The sequence below is a fragment of the Enterococcus sp. 10F3_DIV0382 genome, from assembly GCF_002140245.1.
Classification (GTDB): Bacteria; Bacillota; Bacilli; order Lactobacillales; family Enterococcaceae; genus Enterococcus_B; species Enterococcus_B lactis.
The window spans coordinates 463171-485922 of sequence record NZ_NGMF01000001.1 but is presented as its reverse complement, the minus strand read 5'-3'; the positions used below and the strand labels follow the sequence as shown (position 1 = coordinate 485922).

17 protein-coding genes are annotated in these 22752 nt (G+C 39.8%); 6 read left to right on the top strand and 11 right to left on the bottom strand.

What is annotated here, in order from left to right:
- Window positions 1-143: 143 nt before the first annotated feature.
- The 3 genes from adhE to tgt all read right to left on the bottom strand — a co-directional run bounded on the left by adhE (window position 144) and on the right by tgt (window position 4672).
- Window positions 144-2741, bottom strand: a complete 2598-nt coding sequence (adhE, locus tag A5849_RS02410; protein WP_002344714.1) for a bifunctional acetaldehyde-CoA/alcohol dehydrogenase — start codon at window positions 2739-2741, stop codon at window positions 144-146.
- Between the two features lie 304 nt (window positions 2742-3045).
- A complete protein-coding gene (gene yajC / locus A5849_RS02400; protein WP_086309928.1) occupies window positions 3046-3426 on the bottom strand; it encodes a preprotein translocase subunit YajC in 381 nt (126 codons plus the stop codon).
- Between the two features lie 100 nt (window positions 3427-3526).
- The gene (tgt, locus tag A5849_RS02395) at window positions 3527-4672 is read right to left on the bottom strand and encodes a tRNA guanosine(34) transglycosylase Tgt (protein WP_002294183.1); all 1146 of its coding nucleotides are present in this window, start codon (window positions 4670-4672) and stop codon (window positions 3527-3529) included.
- Between the two features lie 216 nt (window positions 4673-4888).
- Here tgt and A5849_RS02390 point away from each other — a divergent pair, with 216 nt between their 5' ends.
- Window positions 4889-5587: a DUF975 family protein gene (locus tag A5849_RS02390; protein ID WP_002293400.1), complete on the top strand. Its 699-nt coding sequence runs from the start codon at window positions 4889-4891 to the stop codon at window positions 5585-5587.
- Window positions 5588-5815: 228 nt separating this feature from the next.
- Here the strand turns inward: A5849_RS02390 and A5849_RS02385 are convergent, their stop codons facing one another.
- Together A5849_RS02385 and queA are read right to left on the bottom strand one after the other, a co-directional pair.
- Entirely contained in the window at window positions 5816-8455 is a 2640-nt protein-coding gene (locus tag A5849_RS02385) for a cation-translocating P-type ATPase (protein WP_002309742.1), read from the bottom strand.
- Window positions 8456-9318: 863 nt separating this feature from the next.
- Window positions 9319-10350, bottom strand: a complete 1032-nt coding sequence (gene queA, locus A5849_RS02380; RefSeq protein WP_002293403.1) for a tRNA preQ1(34) S-adenosylmethionine ribosyltransferase-isomerase QueA — start codon at window positions 10348-10350, stop codon at window positions 9319-9321.
- A gap of 192 nt (window positions 10351-10542) precedes the next feature.
- Between queA and A5849_RS02375 the strand changes: the two genes are divergently transcribed.
- The 4 genes from A5849_RS02375 to A5849_RS02360 are packed head-to-tail and all read left to right on the top strand — an operon-like array spanning window position 10543 to window position 13951.
- Window positions 10543-11718, top strand: coding sequence for a betaine/proline/choline family ABC transporter ATP-binding protein (locus A5849_RS02375; protein ID WP_002309744.1), 1176 nt, complete (start codon window positions 10543-10545; stop codon window positions 11716-11718).
- A 3-nt stretch (window positions 11719-11721) separates the two neighbouring features.
- Complete coding sequence (locus A5849_RS02370; RefSeq protein ID WP_002345467.1) at window positions 11722-12363, top strand: ABC transporter permease; 642 nt, start codon at window positions 11722-11724, stop codon at window positions 12361-12363.
- The gene (locus A5849_RS02365) at window positions 12360-13277 is read left to right on the top strand and encodes an osmoprotectant ABC transporter substrate-binding protein (RefSeq protein ID WP_002335138.1); all 918 of its coding nucleotides are present in this window, start codon (window positions 12360-12362) and stop codon (window positions 13275-13277) included. The genes A5849_RS02370 and A5849_RS02365 overlap by 4 nt, the downstream gene beginning before the upstream one ends.
- The gene (locus A5849_RS02360) at window positions 13274-13951 is read left to right on the top strand and encodes an ABC transporter permease (protein ID WP_002316601.1); all 678 of its coding nucleotides are present in this window, start codon (window positions 13274-13276) and stop codon (window positions 13949-13951) included. Before A5849_RS02365 ends, A5849_RS02360 begins: the two co-directional genes overlap by 4 nt.
- A 97-nt stretch (window positions 13952-14048) precedes the next feature.
- Here A5849_RS02360 and A5849_RS02355 read toward each other — a convergent pair whose 3' ends face one another.
- The 3 genes from A5849_RS02355 to A5849_RS02345 form a co-directional block, all read right to left on the bottom strand.
- On the bottom strand, window positions 14049-15872 hold the full coding sequence (locus A5849_RS02355) for an APC family permease (RefSeq protein ID WP_002309748.1): 1824 nt from the start codon (window positions 15870-15872) through the stop codon (window positions 14049-14051).
- Window positions 15873-16223: 351 nt separating this feature from the next.
- Window positions 16224-18929, bottom strand: a complete 2706-nt coding sequence (locus A5849_RS02350; protein WP_002316600.1) for a YhgE/Pip domain-containing protein — start codon at window positions 18927-18929, stop codon at window positions 16224-16226.
- Between the two features lie 307 nt (window positions 18930-19236).
- A complete protein-coding gene (locus A5849_RS02345; protein WP_002313980.1) occupies window positions 19237-20184 on the bottom strand; it encodes an NADP-dependent oxidoreductase in 948 nt (315 codons plus the stop codon).
- Window positions 20185-20371: 187 nt separating this feature from the next.
- Between A5849_RS02345 and rpsN the strand changes: the two genes are divergently transcribed.
- Window positions 20372-20641, top strand: coding sequence for a 30S ribosomal protein S14 (rpsN, locus tag A5849_RS02340; RefSeq protein WP_002293413.1), 270 nt, complete (start codon window positions 20372-20374; stop codon window positions 20639-20641).
- Between the two features lie 171 nt (window positions 20642-20812).
- Here the strand turns inward: rpsN and A5849_RS02335 are convergent, their stop codons facing one another.
- From A5849_RS02335 to acpS, 3 genes are read right to left on the bottom strand one after another with little or no spacing between them, the layout of a single operon-like run.
- A complete protein-coding gene (locus A5849_RS02335) occupies window positions 20813-21175 on the bottom strand; it encodes a type II toxin-antitoxin system PemK/MazF family toxin (protein ID WP_002289874.1) in 363 nt (120 codons plus the stop codon).
- Window positions 21176-21185: 10 nt separating this feature from the next.
- Window positions 21186-22307 carry an alanine racemase gene (gene alr, locus A5849_RS02330; RefSeq protein WP_002313979.1) on the bottom strand — a complete coding sequence of 374 codons (1122 nt, stop codon included), beginning with the start codon at window positions 22305-22307 and terminating at the stop codon, window positions 21186-21188.
- A gap of 15 nt (window positions 22308-22322) precedes the next feature.
- Window positions 22323-22673: a holo-ACP synthase gene (acpS, locus tag A5849_RS02325; RefSeq protein WP_002293418.1), complete on the bottom strand. Its 351-nt coding sequence runs from the start codon at window positions 22671-22673 to the stop codon at window positions 22323-22325.
- Between the last annotated feature and the right edge of the window lie 79 nt (window positions 22674-22752).

Below are 22752 nucleotides of genomic sequence, written 5' to 3'. Positions count from 1 at the left end.
AAAACTGTCTAAAATTGACCTAAACGTTAAATAACAAAAGTAACTTTCAAATACTTAGAAAATAAAAAAAGAACTTGGAGAAACAACGTTTTCCAAGTTCTTTTTCATCTATTTTTTTATCTCTTTTCTATGCTTTCTTTTGCTTATCCATTGTAAGCATCAATGATGATCTGTTTCAATTCAGAGATCAATGGTTCTTTCGGATTAGCTGTCGTACATTGGTCTTCGTAAGCTAATTCAGCCATACGGTCTACGGTAGTATCTAGTGTTTCTTGTGTGACTCCTTGAGCTTTTAGACTCATGTTGATGCCGACAGATTTTCCTAATTCATAAACAGCAGTTGCTAAAGCTTCGACTAATTCCTCTGTTGTTTCGCCTTTCAGACCTAAGAATTTTGCAATATCTGCGTAATCTGTATCTGCACGGAAATAGTCATATTTAGGGAACATCGCATGTTTTTGTGGATCTTTTGCATTGTAGCGGATAATATGCGGTAAAAGAATCGCATTTGTCCGTCCATGAGGGATCCCGTATTCCCCACCGATTTTATGTGCGACTGAGTGACAAATACCTAGGAATGCGTTAGCAAACGCCATACCAGCCATTGTAGAAGCGTTGTGCATTTTTTCACGTGATTCCATATCAGGTGTTTTCACTGATTTTTCTAAATAGTCAAAGACTAATTTGATTGCTTGCAGACTCAATCCGCGTGTATAGTCTGAAGCCATGACTGAAACATAAGATTCAATTGCATGTGTCAACACATCCATTCCTGTATCTGCTGTGACAGATGCTGGAACTGACATGACGAATTGAGGATCGACGATTGCGACATCCGGTGTCAATGCATAATCTGCCAACGGATATTTCACATGTGTTTCACTGTCAGTGATGACCGCAAATGGTGTTACTTCAGAACCAGTTCCTGATGTTGTCGGGATACACACGAATTGTGTCTTTTCTGGTTTATCGATCTTGTATGTCCGTTTACGGATATCCAAGAATTTTTGTTTTGCACCGAAGAAAGATGTGTCTGGGTGTTCATAGAACATCCACATTCCCTTAGCTGCGTCCATTGCAGAACCGCCTCCCAGAGCAATTACTGTATCCGGCTTGAAGTCTGCCATCAATTTCGTTCCTGCGTATACGGTATTTGTCGATGGATTCGGTTCAACCTCTGAGAAGACTTCGATTTTCACATCATTTTTGCGTCGTGACAATACTTCACGAACTGTATCGCAGTAACCAAATTGGACCATACCTGGGTCACAAACGATCATGACACGTTCAACATTTTCCATTTTCTCTAAGTACAATAGAGAATTCTTTTCAAAGAAGATTTTTGGCGGTAATTTGAACCATTGCATGTTATTTCTCCGTTTCGCTACAGTTTTGACATTGATTAAGTTTACAGCAGAGACGTTACGAGAAACAGAGTTCTTACCATAAGAACCGCATCCCAAAGTCAATGACGGAATCATTTCGTTATAGATATCACCGATACCGCCTTCTGCAGATGGTGTATTCACTAAAATACGACAAGCTTTCATTCGAAGACCGAATTTGACATGCAACTCTTCGTTTTCTGAATGGATAACTGCTGTATGTCCTAATCCTCCAAGATTCAACATACCTTCACACAAATCAAACGCATGGTCCGTGTTGTTAGCTTTGATCATGGCAAGAACTGGAGAAAGTTTTTCTCTTGATAGCGGATAATCTGGTCCTACGCCTTCCAATTCAGCAATCAGCATTTTCGTTCCTTTTGGTACACTGATTCCTGCTAATTTGGCGATTTCCATCGCAGAATGTCCAACGATCGATGGATTGACCGCATATTTTCCTTCGTTCATCACTGCATCTTCCAATTTTTGCAATTCATCTTGTTTTACGATATAAACTTGGTGTGCTTGGAATTCCGCTTTTACTGCTGCATAGATTTCTTTGTCCACGATCACAGCTTGTTCAGAAGCACAGATCATCCCATTATCAAATGTTTTCGAAACGATCAAATCGTTCACTGCACGTTTGATTTTTGCTGTTTTTTCAATATAAGCTGGTACGTTACCTGGACCTACACCTAAAGCTGGTTTTCCTGTAGAGTAAGCAGACTTGACCATTCCAGCTCCACCTGTCGCTAGGACGATCGCGATACCTGGATGGTTCATTAGCATAGAAGTCGCTTCGATCGAAGGATGTTCGATCCATTGGATACAATTTTCAGGAGCTCCGGCAGCGATAGCAGCATCACGTACCACTCGTGCTGCTTCTGCAGAAGATTTTTGGGCACTTGGATGGAAAGCAAAAACGATTGGATTTCTTGTTTTCAACGCGATCATTGATTTGAAAATCGTTGTGGAAGTCGGATTCGTTGTTGGAGTTACTCCGCAAACCACACCGACTGGTTCAGCAATTTCAATCAATCCTTTTTGGACATCTTCGTTGATTACACCAACTGTTTTATCATGTTTGATATTATGCCAAATATATTCGGACGCATACATATTTTTGATTGCTTTATCTTCGTAAACACCGCGACCTGTTTCTTCCACAGCCATCTTTGCTAATGGCATATGTTGATCTAAAGCTGCCATTGCCATTTCATGCACGATATGATCTACTTTTTCTTGATCAAAGCTTTCCATTTCTTTCAATGCTACATTTGCTTTTTCTGCCAAACCATCAATCATTGCTTGTACGTCAATTGTCTTCGTTTTTTCTTTTTCCATTACTTTAGCCATCATTATCCTCCTAATGGGTCATGGTTATTTGTTAAATCATTCACATGTATATCATACAATATTTATTTTTCTATGTAAACACTTTTTTGTGATTTTTTTCACAGTTATTTTTAAATACAAAATTGCTTTATTTACAAGTATTTGTATAGAAAAATATATAAAGTTATTTATTATTATTTATATGACACACCCGATTATTCAATATTGAGCAATGTATCCCATGCTCTTATCTCTTTCTTTTTTGAACAAAAAACGAGGTAGGACATCTTTCTGCCCTACCTCGTCTTTAAATAAGCTTTGATACTTATTTTTCTTTCTTCTCTTCTGTCTCTTCCAGCATTTCTGTTGTTTCAGTTTTTACTTCAACTGTATCAGCTGGTTCTTCTGTTGTTTCAACAGTCGTTGTTGCATCATTTGTTACGACAGTCCCTGGTTTGACCGTTTTGATTGCTGCACGATCGTACTCAAGGAAGATCCCTTCGCAGTCTAAAACGACTGTCCGTTTATCATTGTCGATTTCTGAAACAACTCCGTGTAATCCGCCAATCGTTACGACTGAATCACCTGGTTTCATGCTATCTAACAAGTTTTGACGTTCTTGCTGTTGTTTCTTTTGCGAACGTGACATAAAAAACCACATTGCTAATAGCGCGATAAACATCACAAGCATTGGTAATGATCCCATTTTTTTCACCTCACTAATTCTGTCTGTATCTACAAAAAACACTTTAGCAGAAAAATGCTGCTAACACTAGTTTTTTACTTAATTTTTAAAAGATTTTCCTTTAGAAACTTTTTGCGTTTTCTTTATTGAACCCGTATTCTTCAAAAAAGGCTTCTCTAAATTCAAGCAAATTATCATCCATGATCGCTTGACGTACTTGTTTCATTAAATTCAACAAGAAGTATAAATTATGGTAAGAAGTCAAACGAATGCCAAATGTTTCATCACATTTGATCAAATGGCGGATATAGGCACGTGTATAGTTTTTACATGTGTAACAATCACATTTCTCATCAATTGGACGGAAATCATGGGCATATTTCGCATTTTTCACTACTAGACGGCCTTGAGAAGTCATGCATGTGCCATTTCGAGCGATTCGAGTAGGCAAGACACAGTCAAACATGTCTACTCCACGGATAACACCATCAATCAATGAATCAGCAGCACCGACACCCATCAAGTAACGTGGTTTGTTTTCGGGAATCAACGGTGTAGTGAATTCTAATACACGATTCATTTCTGATTTAGGTTCCCCGACAGATAATCCGCCGATTGAGTAACCAGGGAAATCCATGCCGACTAGATCTTTCGCGCTTTGACGACGAAGATCTTCAAATCCTGCGCCTTGGATGATTCCAAATAATCCTTGACGGTCTGGGTTAGCATGAGCTTTCAATCCTCGTTCTGCCCATCGAGACGTACGTTCTACTGATTTTTTCACGTAGTCGTAACTTTCATCGAATGGTGGACATTCGTCAAAACTCATCATGATATCAGAGCCCAATTTATTTTGTATGTTGATTGCTTTTTCTGGTGATAAAAACATACGCGAACCGTTCAAGTGGTTTTTGAAATGCACGCCTTCTTCTTCGATATTCCGCATATCACTTAATGAAAAAACTTGAAAGCCGCCTGAATCTGTTAAAATCGGTTGATCCCAGTTCATAAATTTATGCAGTCCGCCAGCTTCTTCTACTAAGTCTTCACCAGGGCGTAGCCATAAATGATATGTATTACTTAAAATAACGCCAGCACCCATTTCTTTCAACTCTTCTGGGGACATTGTTTTTACTGTAGCTAATGTTCCTACTGGCATGAACATTGGTGTGGGAAAAGTTCCGTGTGGCGTGATCAATTCCCCTAAACGCGCGCCAGTGTGTTTTTCTTTCTTGATTAAACGATAGCGAATGGCAGGTTGCGTCATTCATTTCCCTACTTTCTATATAAAATATCTTGACAACTCCCACCATCATAATCGTTTCAAGTGCTTTTTGCAAGTTCCCTCGGCTTCCTTCTACTTTATTTAATATTCTTTTTTTTATCTTTTTTTCATGAATAACAAAAAAGAAAAAAACATTATGACAGAAATATTTTTTGATACATGGTATATTGGTTTTATGAAAGAAAGGAGGGGAAAATCATGCAATCTTCTGCAGAATTAAAACGCCAAGCAAAAGAGAGTTTAAAAGGTCGGTGGGGTCAAGCTGTTTTATTAAATCTAATCCCTACATTGATTGGTATTGTTGCTATTCTTCTTATTATGATTCCTATTATCTTGTTTGCTATTGCCACATATGATGGATCAGCGAACGTCTCAGATGCGATGGCATCAGGAAGCGGTAGTTCAGGAGGTGGTGGTGGAATTATTTCTAGCATTATCAGCGCTTTGTTCATGAGTGGTATTTCTTGGACTTATCTTGATGTTTTACGTGGTCAAAAAGATCAGATTGAACCATTCAAAGATGCATTTCGTGGATTCAAAGGTTTGTTTATCGGCGGAGTGATCGGTTTAGCTGTGTTGATTTCAATCTTTACAACATTATGGGGTTTGTTATTAGTTATTCCTGGAATCATTAAAAGCTATTCTTATTCTCAAAGCTATTTTATCTATTATGATATCGTCCAAGAAACAGGTCAAACGCCTAAAGTACTGGATACGATCACCGCAAGTCGAAAATTGATGGATGGTTACAAAGGAAAACTTTTCTGGTTAGATCTTTCATTTATCGGCTGGCATATCTTAGCATTAGCAACTGCTGGTATCGGTTATCTATGGCTCAGCCCATACATTTCTGCAACAAAAGCAGCATTTTATGAACAATTGCCAAAAGATATTTAAAAGAGAGTGTGAGCCTGCCGTTTAATTCCGAGTCACAAAAAACAGTTTCTCATGTTTGATGAATATCGTGACTTGTGACCGAAGGGTTGGCAGGAGAACACCGTTTATCAAGAGGCAGTAAAAGAAACATTCAGCCTATTAGCAAAAAAGGAGGTGTGACAACATTCATGTCACGCCTCCTTTTTTGTATAGTTCCAGTAAAAAGAAAATCAACTTAGAAACAGTTGATCATTCCTCTTCTTCTGCTTCCGGCAATCGGTGGAACTTGATCAGTTCATTGACCGCGATTGGTACGATAGACAAAATCCCTACCAAGAACCAGTGATTCAAACTGATGTGTACTAGGCCGAATAGTTCTTGCGTAAACGGCAGCAAAGCAACAGCCGTTGTAATAGCTAATGCCAGTAACGCCATTTCAAACAACGCTTTATTTGTTGCTAAATTGACTTTGAAGATCGATTGACTGCTGCGTACATTGAACACATGCAAAATTGATGAGTAAGCTAAGATCAAGAATGCAACTGTTTGACCGACATGTTGACTTGCGTCTACCCATGGGCTGATAGTATCGACATAACTACCTAAATAATAACCAAACAAAGTTACGATGGTGAAGACCCCTGCGTTTATGGCGATTTTTTGCAATAAGCCTCGAGCAAAGATCCCTTCGTTTTTCGGAATAGGAGGCTGATCCATGATGCCGTGTTCTGCTGGTTCTCTTCCTAAAGCAAATCCTGGAAGTCCATCGGCAACTACATTGACAAACAGTAACTGTACAGCTGTGAATGGTGCGCCCCAACCTAACAGCATCGCAATCAAAACAATAAAAATCTCCGAAATGTTGCAACTTAGCAAAAAGTTGATTGCTTTACGAATATTCTGATAAACCGAGCGTCCTTGACTGACAGCATCGACGATCGTCGCAAAGTTGTCATCCGTCAGAATCATATCTGCGGCACTTTGCGCCACGTCTGTCCCTGTGATCCCCATAGCACATCCGACGTTACTTGCTTTCAACGCTGGTGCATCATTCACACCATCACCAGTCATCGCTACGACTGCACCCGTACGTTGCCAAGATTTGACGATCCGGATCTTGTCTTCTGGCGTTACCCGAGCATAGACAGAGAGAGCTTTGACACGCGCATCTAATTCTTCGTCTGATAATTGATGCAGTTCTGATCCTGAGAGTGCTTCTGACGGATCATTCAAGATACCTAATTCTTTCGCTATGGCACTGGCAGTTACCACATGATCTCCAGTGATCATGACTGTTTTGATGCCGGCCTTTTTCGCTCGCTTGATTGCTCCTTTACTTTCTGGACGTGGTGGATCGATCATTCCGATCAGGCCAATCAAACGTAAGTCTTTTTCCAATGCTTCAGAAGAAATATCTTGCGGTTCTTCGTCATAAGTAGCATAACCAACAGCAATCACTCTCAGTGCCCGTTTACCAAAGCGATCATTAACAATTGCTGCTTGTTCTACATCGCCTGAACTAAAGCGCGGAGCCAGAACATCGAATGCTCCCTTGGTGATTGAGATGTATTTTTCGCCCATTTGATGAACCGTTGTCATCATTTTTCGTTCAGAATCAAAAGGAAGCTCGTTTACTCGTGGATATTTTTCTTCTAATTCTGCTTTTGTATGATAATTCTCTTCAACAGCCCTGACGATGGCTACCTCTGTTGGATTACCTTTGATAACAAGGTCGTCATCTTCTTGTTCGACCGTCACATCTGTACATAGTGCGGCCATTTTCAATATTTCCATCGCGCTGTTCGTCATTGAGTCTTCGATATTCGTTACTTCATCGTCTTTGCTCCAGACTCGGCGGACGCGCATTTCATTTTGTGTCAGCGTTCCTGTTTTGTCTGAGCAGATAACATTAGCAGTTCCTAGAGTCTCTACTGCTGGTAGCTGCCGGATAATCGCATGTTTCCTCGCCATCTTCTGCACACCGTATGCAAGTGTCAACGTAACAATAACAGTCAAGGTTTCCGGTACAGCTGCAACAGCCAAGGAAATCGAAGTCATGAACATTTCAAGGAGTGGTTCTCCTTGTAATTCACCAATCACAAATACTAAAGCCGCAGCCGCTAAAGCGATCATACTGATTCGTTTGCCTAGCTGATTCAACCGGACCTGTAAAGGTGTCTTTTGCATGGTGTTTTCGTTCAAAAGATCCGCGATCTTACCCATTTCAGTAGCCATACCAATAGCCGTGACGATGGCTTTCCCACGACCTGCAACAACCGTACACCCTTTAAATACCATATTAAGTTGGTCACCTAATGACTCATCTTCTTTTGCGACGAATGCTGCATCTTTTTCGACTGCTTCACTTTCTCCAGTCAGCACCGATTCTTCTACACGTAATTGGGATGCTTCGATCAAACGGGCATCGGCAGAAATAGCATCACCGGACTCTAAAACAAGAATATCACCAACCACCAGTTGCTCTGACTCAACAGTGGTCACTTTGCCATCACGTATGACAGTTGCCGTTTGTTTATTCATATCTTGCAAGGATTCCAGTGCTTTTTCTGCGTTTCCTTCTTGGACGATTGACAATACCGAGTTGATCACAACGATAGCGATGATCAGCAGTCCTTCAAATAAATCTCCATGCTCTGTAGCAAATGCAGTATAAAAGGAAATCATCGCTGCTATAAGAAGTACGATCGTTGTAAAATCCGACAAGCTTCGAAAGAATTTTTTGATCATTGATTCTTTTGGTACCTCATCGAATTTATTCAATCCCTGCTTTTTTCGTCGTTCATCCACTTCTTGTGAAGACAACCCAGTATCTGGATCTGTTTCCGTTACCTTCCTTACTTCTTCTATTGTCTGCTTGTATTCTTCCATCCTATTTCCTCCTTTAAAATCTTCGTACAAAAAAAGGTACTAATTTTACTATAACATCCTTTTTTTAATTACTTCAACCAAAGGGCTTATTGATTATTTGTTAAGAAAGCATAAAATCCAAAGCACTTATATTTGCAAACGCTACCAAAAGATGCTATTATATAGATGTAAGGAAGGAGGATACCATCAAATAAACAGAAGAATTTCTCGATAGAACAGTCTAAGCAAACAAAGTTGTTAGAAGTACAGGTTTCACCCAGACATGCGTGTAGAGTACAAACCTATAAATAGTGAATGCGTATGGATGTTTGGATCACGAAGTATCCGAAACAAGAAGTAATGCGATACGTAACAATTGAATAACGTAAACGTCTGAAAATTGAATAGGAACAAGAGATGTTTCAAATGTTGAAGATGTAACGAAAACAAAATTTTTGTTTAACATGAAGAAATTCAACACCGTGCTTTGCATGTATGATGGAAAGTTACAATCATTTCTGTTTATTTGAATCCTTCCGAGATACAAGAAAGCCGAGCTTATCGAGAGCTCGGCTTTTTCTTATTTGTACGCATTTTTCTTATCTTTTAACTTGCATCTTACTACATTTTTCATACAAAAATTGATCGATTGTCGCTGAAAAGTTGGTGTATCATAAAGATAGTTCTTAACTTCTTCAATGTTATTACTCGTTAATGAAGTTTCTAGTAATAACACGTGTTTCAAAGCAGAAACGCAACTGTATAATTATCTGCGAATAGAAGCATCGAAAAAAGCTGCCAGTTAAAAAATCGGCAGCTTTTTTTGTTTTTACGGAGATATTCTTGACTTTTTCATACTCAGAGTACGATCGTTCTAACCAGTCTTATTTCACGAACATCGCATCTCCGAAACTAAAGAAACGATAGCGCTCGTCAATCGCGTGCTGATAAGCAGATAATGTCAATTCTCTTCCGGCAAAAGCACTTACTAACATGACTAAAGTTGATTTTGGCAAATGAAAATTGGTTGAAAAAGCTTCCACCACTTTGAATTCATAGCCAGGTGTGATGAAAATATCGGTCCATCCACTGTCTGCTTTGATTTCTCCATTGAATTTCGTTCCAATCGTTTCTAATGTTCGAATCGAAGTCGTTCCGACAGCCACGATTTTCCCGCCGTTTTTACGTACTTGGTTCAATCGCTCAGCTGCTTCTTCCGTCAAACGGTAGAATTCACTATGCATATGGTGTTCTTCGATCTTATCTACGCTGACAGGACGGAATGTGCCTAACCCTACGTGTAGTGTCAGATATACTAATTCAACACCCTTTGCTTCGATCTCATCAAGCAGTTCTTTCGTAAAATGCAAACCCGCTGTTGGTGCTGCAGCAGAACCATTTTCTTTCGCATAGACAGTTTGATAGCGATCTGGGTCTTCCAGACGTTCTTTGATATATGGAGGCAATGGCATTTCTCCCAACGATTCAAGAATCTCTAGAAAAATTCCTTCATACTCAAAGTCAATGATCCGTCCGCCGTGTTCCAATTCTTCTTTCACTACTGCTTGCAATCTGCCATCACCAAAAGAGATTCTTGTCCCAACTTTGGCACGTTTCGCAGGTTTGATCAATGTCTCCCACGTATCTCCTTCTGTATTCGTTAGAAGAAGGACTTCTAAATGAGCACCAGTATCTGGTTTTTCTCCATATAAACGAGCAGGCAGAACTCGTGTATTATTCATGACTAGCGCATCACCAGGATGTAATTCTTCAATGATTTCATGGAAATGCTTGTCTTTCATTTCTCCAGTTTTCCGATCCAAAACAAGTAAACGAGAATGATCGCGGTCTTTTAATGGTGTTTGTGCGATCAACTCTTCCGGCAAGTCAAAATCAAAATCTTCTGTTGTTAACATATCGTCACTCACTTTCTATCATGTGCTTCATCATTCTATCATGTTTTTCGTTCTGTTGGCAAAATCAGCACATTTTTATCCTAGCTTTTTATTTCCCTAAATAAAAAAACTACCCTATTTGTATTTTTTTATTGTTTTAGGCATACTAGTAATAGATAGTTCTTCATTGAAAATAGAAAAAGAGGTGGCACCATGATTGAATTTCAAAATGTGTCAAAGATTTATAAAGGTGGGAAAGTTGCTGTAGAGGACGTCAATCTTTCATTTGAAAAGGGTGAGTTCATTTGTTTTATCGGTACGAGCGGGAGCGGAAAAACGACGACAATGCGGATGATCAACCGAATGACTGATCCAACACAAGGGAAAATTTTGATTGATGGAAAATCCATCCAAGAAATTGATCCAGTGGAATTGCGACGTCAGATAGGCTATGTTATCCAAAGTATTGGATTGATGCCTCACATGACGATCCGTGAAAATATCACTCTTGTCCAAAAATTGTTGAAAGTCAGTCAAGAAGAACGGAATAAAACAGCTGAAAAAATGATTGATCTTGTGGAATTGCCCCGTGAGATGTTAGATCGCTACCCACATGAATTATCTGGTGGTCAGCAGCAGCGTATTGGAGTCGTTCGTGCCCTTGCAGCGAATCAAGATATCATCTTGATGGACGAGCCATTCGGTGCGCTTGACCCCATCACTCGCGATTCTTTGCAAGACCTTGTCAAAGATTTACAAGAGCGCTTGGGAAAAACGATCGTATTTGTAACCCATGACATGGATGAAGCGATTAAACTAGCAAGCCGTATCGCCATCATGAGTGAAGGTCGTGTGATCCAATTCGATACACCAGAAAATATTTTACGTCATCCTGCAAACGATTTCGTAGAAGAGTTGATTGGAGAAGATCGCTTACTACAAGCAAAACCAAATGCGACAAGAGTCGGAGAAGTTATGCTAAATACAGCAATCACGATTACACCGGAAAAATCATTACAAGAAGCAATCAAACTGATGAGGGAAAAACGTGTAGATACGTTGTTAGTTACTGATAATTCGAATGTATTAAAAGGATTTATCGATGTAGAAACGTTGAATAAAAAACGAGGAAAAGTATCCAGTGTAGGCGACATTTTGAATAAACATGTTTTTTACGTAAAAAAATCCGCTTATCTTCGTGATACCTTGCAACGCATTTTAAAACGCGGGCTGAAATACGTGCCGGTCGTTGATGAACAGAACAAAGTCGTAGGTATCTTGACTCGCGCATCATTAGTGGATATCGTCTACGATGTGATTTGGGGAGAAGACCCCGCAACTACTGATGTTGCAGAGTCAGCTACTCCTGAAGAATCTAAGGAGGTCTGACCTATGCAGCAGTTTTTTCATCAGCACGGTTCAGAAATTCTCTCAAAAGGTTTTGAACATCTTTATATTTCAGGACTTGCTTTGATCATTGGTATCATCATTGCTGTACCGCTTGGTGTCTTACTGACACGTTTTCCGAAAGCTGCTACGATTGTGATTGGTTTAACCAGCGCCTTGCAAACAATCCCTTCTCTTGCTTTATTGGCATTGATGATCCCGCTATTTGGCGTAGGTAAATTACCTGCGATCATCGCTCTCTTTATTTATTCATTATTGCCAATTCTACGAAATACGTATATCGGGATGAAAAATGTCGATTGGAATTATCGGGATGTGGCAAAAGGGATGGGAATGACTGAGTTCCAATCCATTTTTTCCGTCGAACTGCCTATTGCTATGCCAACGATCATGGCCGGCATTCGTTTAGCTGCTGTTTACGTGATTGCATGGGCTACCCTTGCCTCTTATATCGGGGCTGGTGGTTTAGGTGATTTGATTTTTAGTGGACTGAATAATTACCAACCAGATCTCATTTTGGCAGGTACGATCCCTGTAACGATTTTAGCTCTGTTGGCTGATTGGCTTCTAGGTCTCTTGGAACGCCGGCTGACACCGATCGCACTTAGAGAGGAGAATGAAGAATGAAACGTATACTAAAAATGACTATGGTTCTTTTCTCTCTTCTTATACTTGCAAGTTGTTCCTTCCCTGGACTTGCCAGCAATACAGATGAAGACACCATCTCGATCACAGGTGGGATCACTTCTGAAGCTCAGATCTTAGCAAGCCTAGTTGCCGGGATGGTTGAACACTATACAGATAAAAACACAGCGATCATCAACAATCTCGCTACTACAACTATCAACCACCAAGCGATGATGAACGGAGATGCTTCGATTTCAGCAGCTCGCTACACAGGAACAGATTTAACCACTACATTGAATCTTCCTCCTGAAAAAGATCCGAAAAAAGCTTTTGAAATCGTGAAAGATGAATTTGAGAAAAGATATGACCAAACGTGGTTCCCATCCTATGGTTTTGAAAATACGTATGTCTTTCTTGTTCGAAAAGACACCGCACAAAAATACCATCTATCTAAAGTCAGCGATCTGAAAAATGTAGCGGATGAATTAGTAGCTGGTGTAGATACTTCTTGGATCAATCGTAAAGGAGACGGTTACGACGGCTTCCAGGAAACTTATGGTTTCTCTTTTAATTCGATCTTACCTATGCAGATTGGACTTGTTTACGATGCAGTCGAAGCAGGTAAAATGGATATTGTTCTTGGCTACTCTACAGATGGACGGATCGCCAGTTATGATCTAGTCATGTTGGAAGATGATCGTCAATTCTTCCCACCATATGATGCTGCTCCAGTTGTAGACAACAAGGTATTAGCTGATACGCCTCATTTAAAAGAAGCCTTAAATAAGTTAGGTCATACCATCAGTACGGAAAAAATGCAGGAATTGAACTACGAAGCAGATAATAATCTAGTGGAACCATCAGTAGTAGCACAACGTTTCTTACAAGAAAACCACTATTTTGAAGGGAAGTGAAGCAATTGGATAAAATGAATGTCTTTCAACAATTTTTCTATTATTTCCAGGAAAATGGCTCCTATATCTTTGCACAATTTATCCGTCACTTCCTGATTTCTATCTATGGTGTCCTCTTTGCAGCAGTTGTCGGGATTCCGGTCGGGATCATGATTTCTAGGAGACGTAAATTAGCAAACTGGGTGATTCGTTTGGCGAATATCATCCAGACGATTCCTTCCTTAGCCATGATCTCCATTCTGATTATTGGATTAGGTCTAGGAGTCAATGTCGTGATTGTTACTGTATTTTTATATTCCCTATTACCCATTATCAAGAATACGTACACCGGGATGATCCAAGTAGACAAAAATATCCTGGATGTCGGCAAAGGCATGGGGATGACTGCTAGACAACGGCTGTTCATGGTAGAGTTACCACTCTCTGTTTCTGTTATCATGGCAGGCATAAGAAACGCGCTAGTTGTTGCCATCGGGATAACCGCGATTGGTGCATTCGTCGGTGCTGGTGGTCTTGGAGATATCATTATCCGAGGAACCAATGCAACAGATGGCACATCGATTATTTTAGCCGGTGCATTGCCAACTGCATTAATGGCGATCATCACAGACTGGCTTTTAGGTATTTTGGAAAAACGGCTAGATCCTGCTTCAAAAAAATCGCAGACAGAATGAATCAAGACAAAAAAAGGTCGTAGCGCTTGAGCGCTACGACCTTTTTTATTTAAATGATATTCAATAAACTACTTTGTGTCCCAGATTCTTGATGGACTTATTTCTTCAAATGGTAACTATAGGTGCTGATAACGATATTTTCACGCCAAGACAACCGCAATCTTAACCGCAAACTTGTTTGGTTATGGAGAATATTCTGCCAACGTCTGTTTGGTACAAATTGAGGAATCAGCACAGTAGTTGTATAGTTTTGTTTCGCTGCATTTTTACTTACGATATCTACATACCGGATAATCGGATTTTCAATCGAGCGATAAGAAGAATGGACGATTGAGAAACGGACATCTGGGAAATGCTTTTTAAATTCTGCTTCGATTTCTTTTTCTTTTTCGACATCTTCGTCTAGCGAAACATGCATTGCAACGACATAATCACCGATCGAACGTGCGTAATTCAACGCACCGATATTCACCCGTGTCACATTCCCAACTAATACAAGAACGGTATTTCCGTCATAGTCATGTAGTTTTGCATCATTTTCTAAACGAAGCTGTTCTGCCACTTTTTTATAATGATCATGGATCTTATAAAAAATGAACATAACGATTGGCATGATGATGAAGAAAGGCCAAATGTCCCCTAACCGATAGACGAACAAAATCGCAATGATTGCATATGAGATGAACGCACCTGTAATATTGGCAATCGATTTGCTTAACCATCTTTTTCCTTCTTTTTTCCATTTGACGACCATCCCTGTTTGAGATAAAGCAAATGGAATGAACACGCCGATAGAGTATAACGGAATCAAGCGTTCTGTTGAGCCATGGAAAATAAACAGCAACACGATTGAACCTAGCGCTAGTGTGATAATCCCATTGGAATAGCCTAGTCGATCCCCACGATCTTGATACATGTGGGGCATGAATTTATCTTTTGCCAAATTGTATGCAAGAACTGGAAAAGCAGAAAAACCGGTATTGGCAGCAACGGCTAAAATCAGCGCTGTAGCAAATTGAAGGACGTAATACAAAATACCATGTCCAAAGACAGCTTTACCGATTTGAGACAAAACAGTGACTTCTTTTTCTGGAACGATTCCATACCAATAATTGATAAATGTGATTCCAACGAAGAAGAAACCTAAGATCAAGGCCATCATCGTCAATGTAGCAGCGGCATTTTTGGCTCTTGGCTTTTTGAAGAATGGTACGGCATTACTGATAGCCTCAACCCCAGTCAAAGAGGAGGAACCAGAAGAAAATGCCCGTAAAATCAAGGCGATAGAAACCCCTGGAACAACCGCCCCTGGCAACGCAGTAGCTTGCAATGGCACAGCACCTGTCACGATATTATATAACCCAACAACGATTAGCAACGAGATTACAAGGATAAATGTGTACACCGGAAATAACAGGAACGATGCAGATTCTCTCAGACCACGAAGATTCAGCATCATCAGTAGTAAAACGATTGTCACAGAAATAGCAACTTGATGCCCGTATAATGCTGGGACCGCTGATGTGATTGCTTCAGCACCTGCTGAGACAGATACTGCTACCGTCAACATGTAGTCGATCAATAAAGAGCCACCGGAAATCAAGCCCGCATTCTTCCCAAGATTCTCACTGCTGACGACATATGCTCCACCGCCATGAGGATAAGCATGGATGATTTGACGATATGATAGCGTTAAGGAAATCAATAAAATAATAACAAAAGCGGCAATGGGCAGCGAATACCAGATAGCTGCAGCAGACAAAGCGACTAAAACAACAACGATTTGTTCCGTACCATATGCAATAGATGATAACGCATCAGACGACAATAATGCCAAAGCAGCAAAACGGGTTAATTTGTGCTCATCATTTTCAGCAGATTTTAAAGGCTTACCTACTAACAACCTTTTTAAGTAATCCAATTTTTAAACTCCTTTACACGCAATTTTACTTCAAGTATGATAGTCGAAAATTTATAGTAAACAAGATGTTATAGTACGCTCACTGACCTTAAAAGTCAATAAACTTTAAGAAAATAATTGGAAAAAAACAGAAAAATATCAAGCGCTTTTTCAAGCGCTTTAATACAGCAAAAATCTAACATTTTTTTATGGGCTTTTTCTTTGAATTCTATAATAAAAGGATAGAACTTGACTTAGAAAATCAGGTTCTATCCTTTTTTATATCTTAACTTTTAAAAGAGAAATGTGAAGCTGTTTTTTTGTTTGGTCATTCTTATTACTGCAGAACAGCTTTTTCACAACCTCTTTTCTTTAATGAAAAATATGGCTCTCATGCGCCGCTTCTTTGAATTTCGTCATTTTTTCTTCGATGAACGGATAGACTGCCGTTCCTACGACTCCAAAGACAACAAACAAACCGATCATGATCCAGATTGCTTTCGTAGCATTTGGCCAATAAATTCCTCCTGCAGATTCCCGTAACAAGTTTACCGCATGAGTAAATGGCAAGAACGGATTGATCATTTGGAAGAATTTCCCTGAGACTTGGATCGGATAGTTCCCGCCTCCACCAGAGATTGACAGTACTAAAATGATGATAGCGATCCCTTTACCGACATTATCGAATAATGCAGCCAGGACGTAAACGATCATCATAAATGCTAAGGCAATCAAGACAGCAAATGACACGCTGTAGACTGGATTTTGGACATCTACTCCTAGTAAGAAAATATTCCCTAATGTAACAATCAAGCTTTGCGCGATTGCCATTGTCAAGAATGTCAGCATACGAGCAACGAATTGTTCTCGTTTCGTAAAATTGTTTCGGTCTTTCTTTCCTAAATAGTATTCTGTCGTAGCAACACTTGAAAGAAGAACAGCGCCGACCCACAGACATAGTGCAGTATAAAATGGAGTGCTAGCTGAACCGTTATTTGCGATTGGATAAAGCGCATTGGTTTGCAGCTCAACAGGTTGTGTAAAGAAGTCACTTTCTTTTGTTGCATCTAGTTTCAATAATTTGATGACTTCTCCTAGATCGACTTCCTGTTCGCCTTTTCGGATCGCATCTGCTGCTTTTTGGATACCAGCTTTGATATTTGGCCAGTCATTGTTGATCAAGTCCGCAGCAGCGTTCACAGCTGTTTCGACTTCTGGCATTTTTTCATTTACTGTTGTCAATGTACCGGTGATTTCATTTTTTAGTGTGGGCCAATCATTTTGGATAAAATCAGCGGCCAACCCTAATTTTTGCTGAAGGATCGGTAATTCATTGTTGTATAGGTCTGCCCCTTCATTGATGCCATTGACGATGGTCTCCATATTGCCATTCAACATTGTATTGGCATCGTGGATTTCTTGTCCAATTGCAGGCATTTCTTTTTGATATTTTTCTAAGATTGCCACTGCATTTGTTACAGTTGCTTTCGTTGAGCTGAGAAGCGAATCAAAGTCGATCTGGTCCGCTTTGCTCAGTGCGCCTTGTGCAGTTCCAATCGTATCGATGACTTGGTCTAGTAGAGAAGTGACGGTTGAGCTGATTTGACCTGTATTGATACCAACAATGATGCCATTGATATTATTAGCAACGGCATCAATTTGATCTAGCAATTCATCAATAGCCTTCGTGTCTTCATTTTGAACAGCTGTGTTCAAAGCAGATAGGCGGTTTTGCAGATTGCTTAGCAAGGGTTTTAATTGATTTAGCTGATCAATGATTGGCTGCAATTTCGTATTTCCAGCACTTGTTTGCAATTTAGTCAGGAACTCGACCAGTTTATCGATTGCATTTTGTTGTTGAGATATTCCGTCAATAAAGCCGTTCAATACATTGCTGATGTTTTTCTTTTCATCATCAGTCAGCTTACCATCTTCAATAGCTATTCTTACAGTATCTATTAACGAACTAGTCGTTGTTGCCACTTGTCCAATTGACTTCAATGTAACATCTACACTGTTTGTGATGCTTGGTATCGCATCTTTCAGCTGAGAGGCACCTGATTTTGTTTGGTTTGCTAGATCACTTGCCTGGTTTTCTAAATTTTTCACATCTGGCAAGATATCTTGTACTTGTTGGATGATCGTCAAGCCTTGTTTTGCTTCATCGATTCCTTGATTCATTGTCTCTTGGATCGAAGCAAAATCGCCGTCGATCTCTGCTAGTTGTTTACCAGCATTTTGGATCTCTGGGATTTTTTCTTGCAAATCAAGGATGATTTTTGCTTGGTCTTTCAATTCAGGCATTTTGTCATTCAATGCAACGACTTTTTCGCCCATCTCATCTACTTTAGGGATGTAATCCACGAATTCATTTGCTTTATTCAATTTTTCCTTGATGTCAGGTAATTGACTTTGTAATTCGAGGACTTGCTTTGTGTAGCCGTCGATCGTGTCCAGATTTTCATCTGTTGATAAAATCATCTCTTTGACTTTATTGATACTTACTAGGTTCGTATCGATGTCGTAACCTATTTCATTGAATACTTTCAATAAAGTCGAACTGGCTGTTTTGATAAATTCATTTGTGATTTGCGATTGGATCGAACTTGCTCCTTTATCGGTGATTTTCGGTGCAATCGCATTGATTTTTTCATTTACCGTATATTCGATTTTCGGTTTCTTGATGTCACCACTAGTAAAACTCAGCAGATCTTCTGAGAAATCCTTTGGCAGGTAAATACCTGCGTAATACTTTCCGGAACGGACTCCGTCTTCTAATTGCTCTTTTGAATCAACGAATTGCCATCCTAATTGTTTATTTTTATGAAGCGATTCGATGACTTGCTTCCCAATGGCCACTTCTTTACCTTGAAACTCTGCTGGCTTGTCTGCACTGTAAACAGCAATTGGCAGCTCTCCAGTATTTCCATATGGATCCCATAGTGCTTTAATGTTAAACCACGCATATAGCGAAGGGATGATCATGATCGCAATGATCAAAAGTGTAGCAATCGGGTTTTTGAAAATCCGTTTCCAGTCAAGCAAATATAAACGAAGTGTATTTTTGATTGACTGCATAGTTCTCCCCCTTCTTCTTTTTTCAGCTGAATTACTTTACCATGTATTTCATACTTTTTTCAATCGGCTTTTTTCAAAAAAGTCGAATTTTTGGACATATCACGGCAATTGTCTCATTGTAATCTCTTATATATTGAGAAATAATTAAGGATTACAGCCTTTACTTTATCATGAAATAAAAGGGAAAGATAATTTTATGCCAAAGTTTTTATCTATTATACGTATACGCAAAAAAGCTAAAACACTTTTTTGGTCTTTGCCCCTACAAAAATGTTTCAGCTTTTTTCATTTTTTATTCCTATGTTTCTTACTTTTCGAATGACAAAATGATTTTCCCGGCAGGAGGATGCCCTTCAACTTGCTGATGTGCTTGGATAACATGTGCAAGTGAAGCAGACAGATTCATTGAAATAAAAATATGAAAGGCACCTTTTTGATAGGATTTGATTATGCCAGCAAAGGCTTCTGCATCTTGATATTCCTTTCTTGGAACAAATGATTCATAAAAGCCTTCCTTTTTTTGCCGCAAATTTAGGTCTGGGAGGTCATTTAATGCAACATATCTCCCACCTGGTTTCAGGATCTGGATGCCGGTTTCTCCTTTGATGCTTCCTTTCGTGGCATCAATCACAAGGTCTGCTTGATCAGCAAATTGCATACCTGGGTCTGTTTTATCATAAGCAGCAAATGCTGAAACTCCTAGTTTCCTTACTTTTTCTTCGTTTTTACTAGAGGCACTGGTTAAGACTCGGATACCCTTTTCGTGGAGAAGCTGGATCAGACTAGACCCGACCGCACCTGATGCACCTAGAATCATCACTGTATCTGTCGGCTGGATTTCCGTCAAATGATTGATTAGATTATACGCCGTAATCCCTGGTGTGACCATTCCGGCTGCTTCTTCCCAACTCATTTCATCTGGAATTTTTGCTGCTTTTGTTGATGGCAGTACGACTTCTTCTCCGTAAGTCCCGCCGACTGCATGGACAGCTACTCGATCACCTACATGAACAGTTGTGACATCTGAACCAATCTCTGTCACGATACCAGCGCCATCATTACCTAGTACATAAGGGAATTTCAATGTTCGTATCTCTTTCATCTCTCCTGAACGCAAGGCAACATCATACGGATTCACGCTGAATGTTTTTATTTCTACACGAATATGTCCAGAATCGACTTCTCTGGGATGAGCATTGATTTCTTCAAAAACATCTTGCGCTTCTCCGTAACCATTAATTGCAAATCTTCGCATAGTTACCATCTCCCTTTTTCTTTAAGTTTACGTTTATGCCTTTATTTTGACAAAAAAAATGTCTTTTCAATTTGGAACATAATCCAAAACAAAATAGTTGTTTTTTTTCGCGTATCGTGTTAAATTATTCATCTAAAAGCGTAAAGATTACGATTTACGCTAATAAAAAAATTGGAGGAATTTGTTGATGGCTAAAAAATCAAAGATTGCCAAAGCAAAAAAACAGCAAGAAACGATTGAACGCTATGCTGCTTTACGTCAGGAATTAAAAGCGCAAAAAGATTATGAAGGCTTGCGTAAACTTCCTTTAGATGCTCGTCCAGAACGGTTGAAAAATCGCGATCTAATCGATGGACGACCTCGCGGATACATGCGTAAATTCGGGATGTCCCGTATAAAATTCCGTGAGTTAGCACATAAAGGTTTGATTCCAGGAGTAAAAAAAGCCAGCTGGTAGTCCAAGTCTGGCTGTAAAGGAGGAGGGCGCATGGACCACTCCTTGGATCATCAAAAAAGATACGTTCGCTTCTTCTAGCAGAAATGCTGGTACTAGAAGCGGACGTATCTTTTTTTACGCACAGTTGGTCCTTTTTTTATATGTAAAGGCTGCATGGTTACTTCGCTATACTTATTTAGTAACAGGAGTCAGTGCCTCAATGCCCACACTAATTTTTAATGCTCGGTCAACTTCTGCCATAATTGGTCGATCCAAATGACAGACTTTTTCTTTCAATCTTGATTTATCGATCGTTCTGATCTGCTCCAACAGGATAACGGAGTCTCTTTCTATTCCTGTTCCAGTAGCTTTGATCCCAATGTGAGTCGGAAGCTTAGGCTTAGCCATTTTTGCCGTTATGGCCGCAACAATGATCGTCGGGCTGAAATGGTTACCTAGATTATTTTGAATAACCAAAACTGGGCGTGTTCCGCCTTGCTCCGATCCCACGACTGGAGAAAGATCAGCAAAATAAATATCTCCTCTTTTTACCATAGGATCCTCCTTATTCTTGATATTCTCTTGGTATCCGCTGTCCTAATCCGCATGCCACTTCATAGTGGATCGTACCTAATTGATCTGCTACGTCTTGCATAGTGATTTCTTTGTCTGCATTTTTGCCGATAAGCGTCACTTTTGTTCCGACCGGAAATTCTTGAGGCAATCGGATCATCAGTTGATCCATACATACACGTCCAATCGTTTCACAATAGTTTCCTTCTACCAATAAAGAAAAACCTTGCATCTTTCGTAACCAGCCATCTGCATAACCGATCGGTATCGTTCCGATCCATTCTGCTTCAGGAGTGATATATGTTTCCCCATAGCCGATTCCTTCACCTGCTGGGAGTTTTTTGACTTGGATCAATTCAGAAACCAGTTCAAGTGCTGGCTGTAACGGATAAACTTCCGGAAGTGCATGTCCAGATGGGTTCAGTCCATACATTGCTACACCATAACGAATCATATTGCCGATTGTTTCATCATGCCATAAAGCCGTTGCACTGTTACTGACATGTACATATCGAGGAAGTTCAGGAAGTTTTTTTAGCACTTCCATAAAGCGTTCTTTTTGCAGGTTCCAATACGTATCATCTGGTTGATCTGCTGTAGAAAAATGGGTAAATAATCCTTCCCATTCTAATACACGACTTTCTCTGATGAATGCAGCTGCCTCTTTTACTTCTTCAGGTGTACAAAAACCGATACGTCCCATCCCAGTATCTGCTTTTAAATGGATCGAAAGAGGCATTTCTAGCTTACCTTCCTCTAAAATAGCAGCTGCTACCTGCAACCATTCCCGTGTACCTGCAGTTACTGACAAATCATGAGCAACAGCTAAAGCCAGTGCGTCGTAAGGAACCATGTTCAAGATAAGGATAGGCTGAGTAAATCCAGCTTCTCTCAACTCGACTCCTTCATCTAAATTTGAAACACAAAAGCCCGAAGCTCCACCAGCAACTGCTGCTTCAGCTGTCTCTACAGCTCCATGACCGTATCCGTTTGCTTTTACTACTGCAAACAATTCTTTCCCTTGCGGAAGTCTTGCCACTTCATTTGCTACATTTTCAGTTATAGCTTTTTTATGTATCACTGCTTTCGTTGGGCGGTGCCAAGCGACAACCATCATTTTTCCTTCTTTCTAGTCTTCCAAAATAATTTGTGCAAAAGCTGTTTCATTTGTGTGAGTAATACTGACCCATACATTGCCTTCATGGGGTGAGCGCGTAACAACGGGCTGACCGTTTTCATTTTTTAAAATCTCGATATCTTGAAAGGTAACTTTCCCGATTCCCGTTCCCCAAGCTTTAGAGAAAGCTTCTTTACAAGCGTAACGTCCGCCTAAAAATTCTACTTGGCGATGAAAAGGCAAGGATTGGAACAGTTTCGTTTCTTCAGAGGTCAAGATTCGTGCAATGAATTTTGGTTTTTCTTCGATCAGCCGAGTGATCCTAGACAATTCGACTGCATCGATCCCAATTCCTTTTATCATATGCTTTTCTCTTTTCAATAAATTTAGAACACTCTCATTCTACCAAATTATAACCATTTTGCCACAAATAAGTCCACAA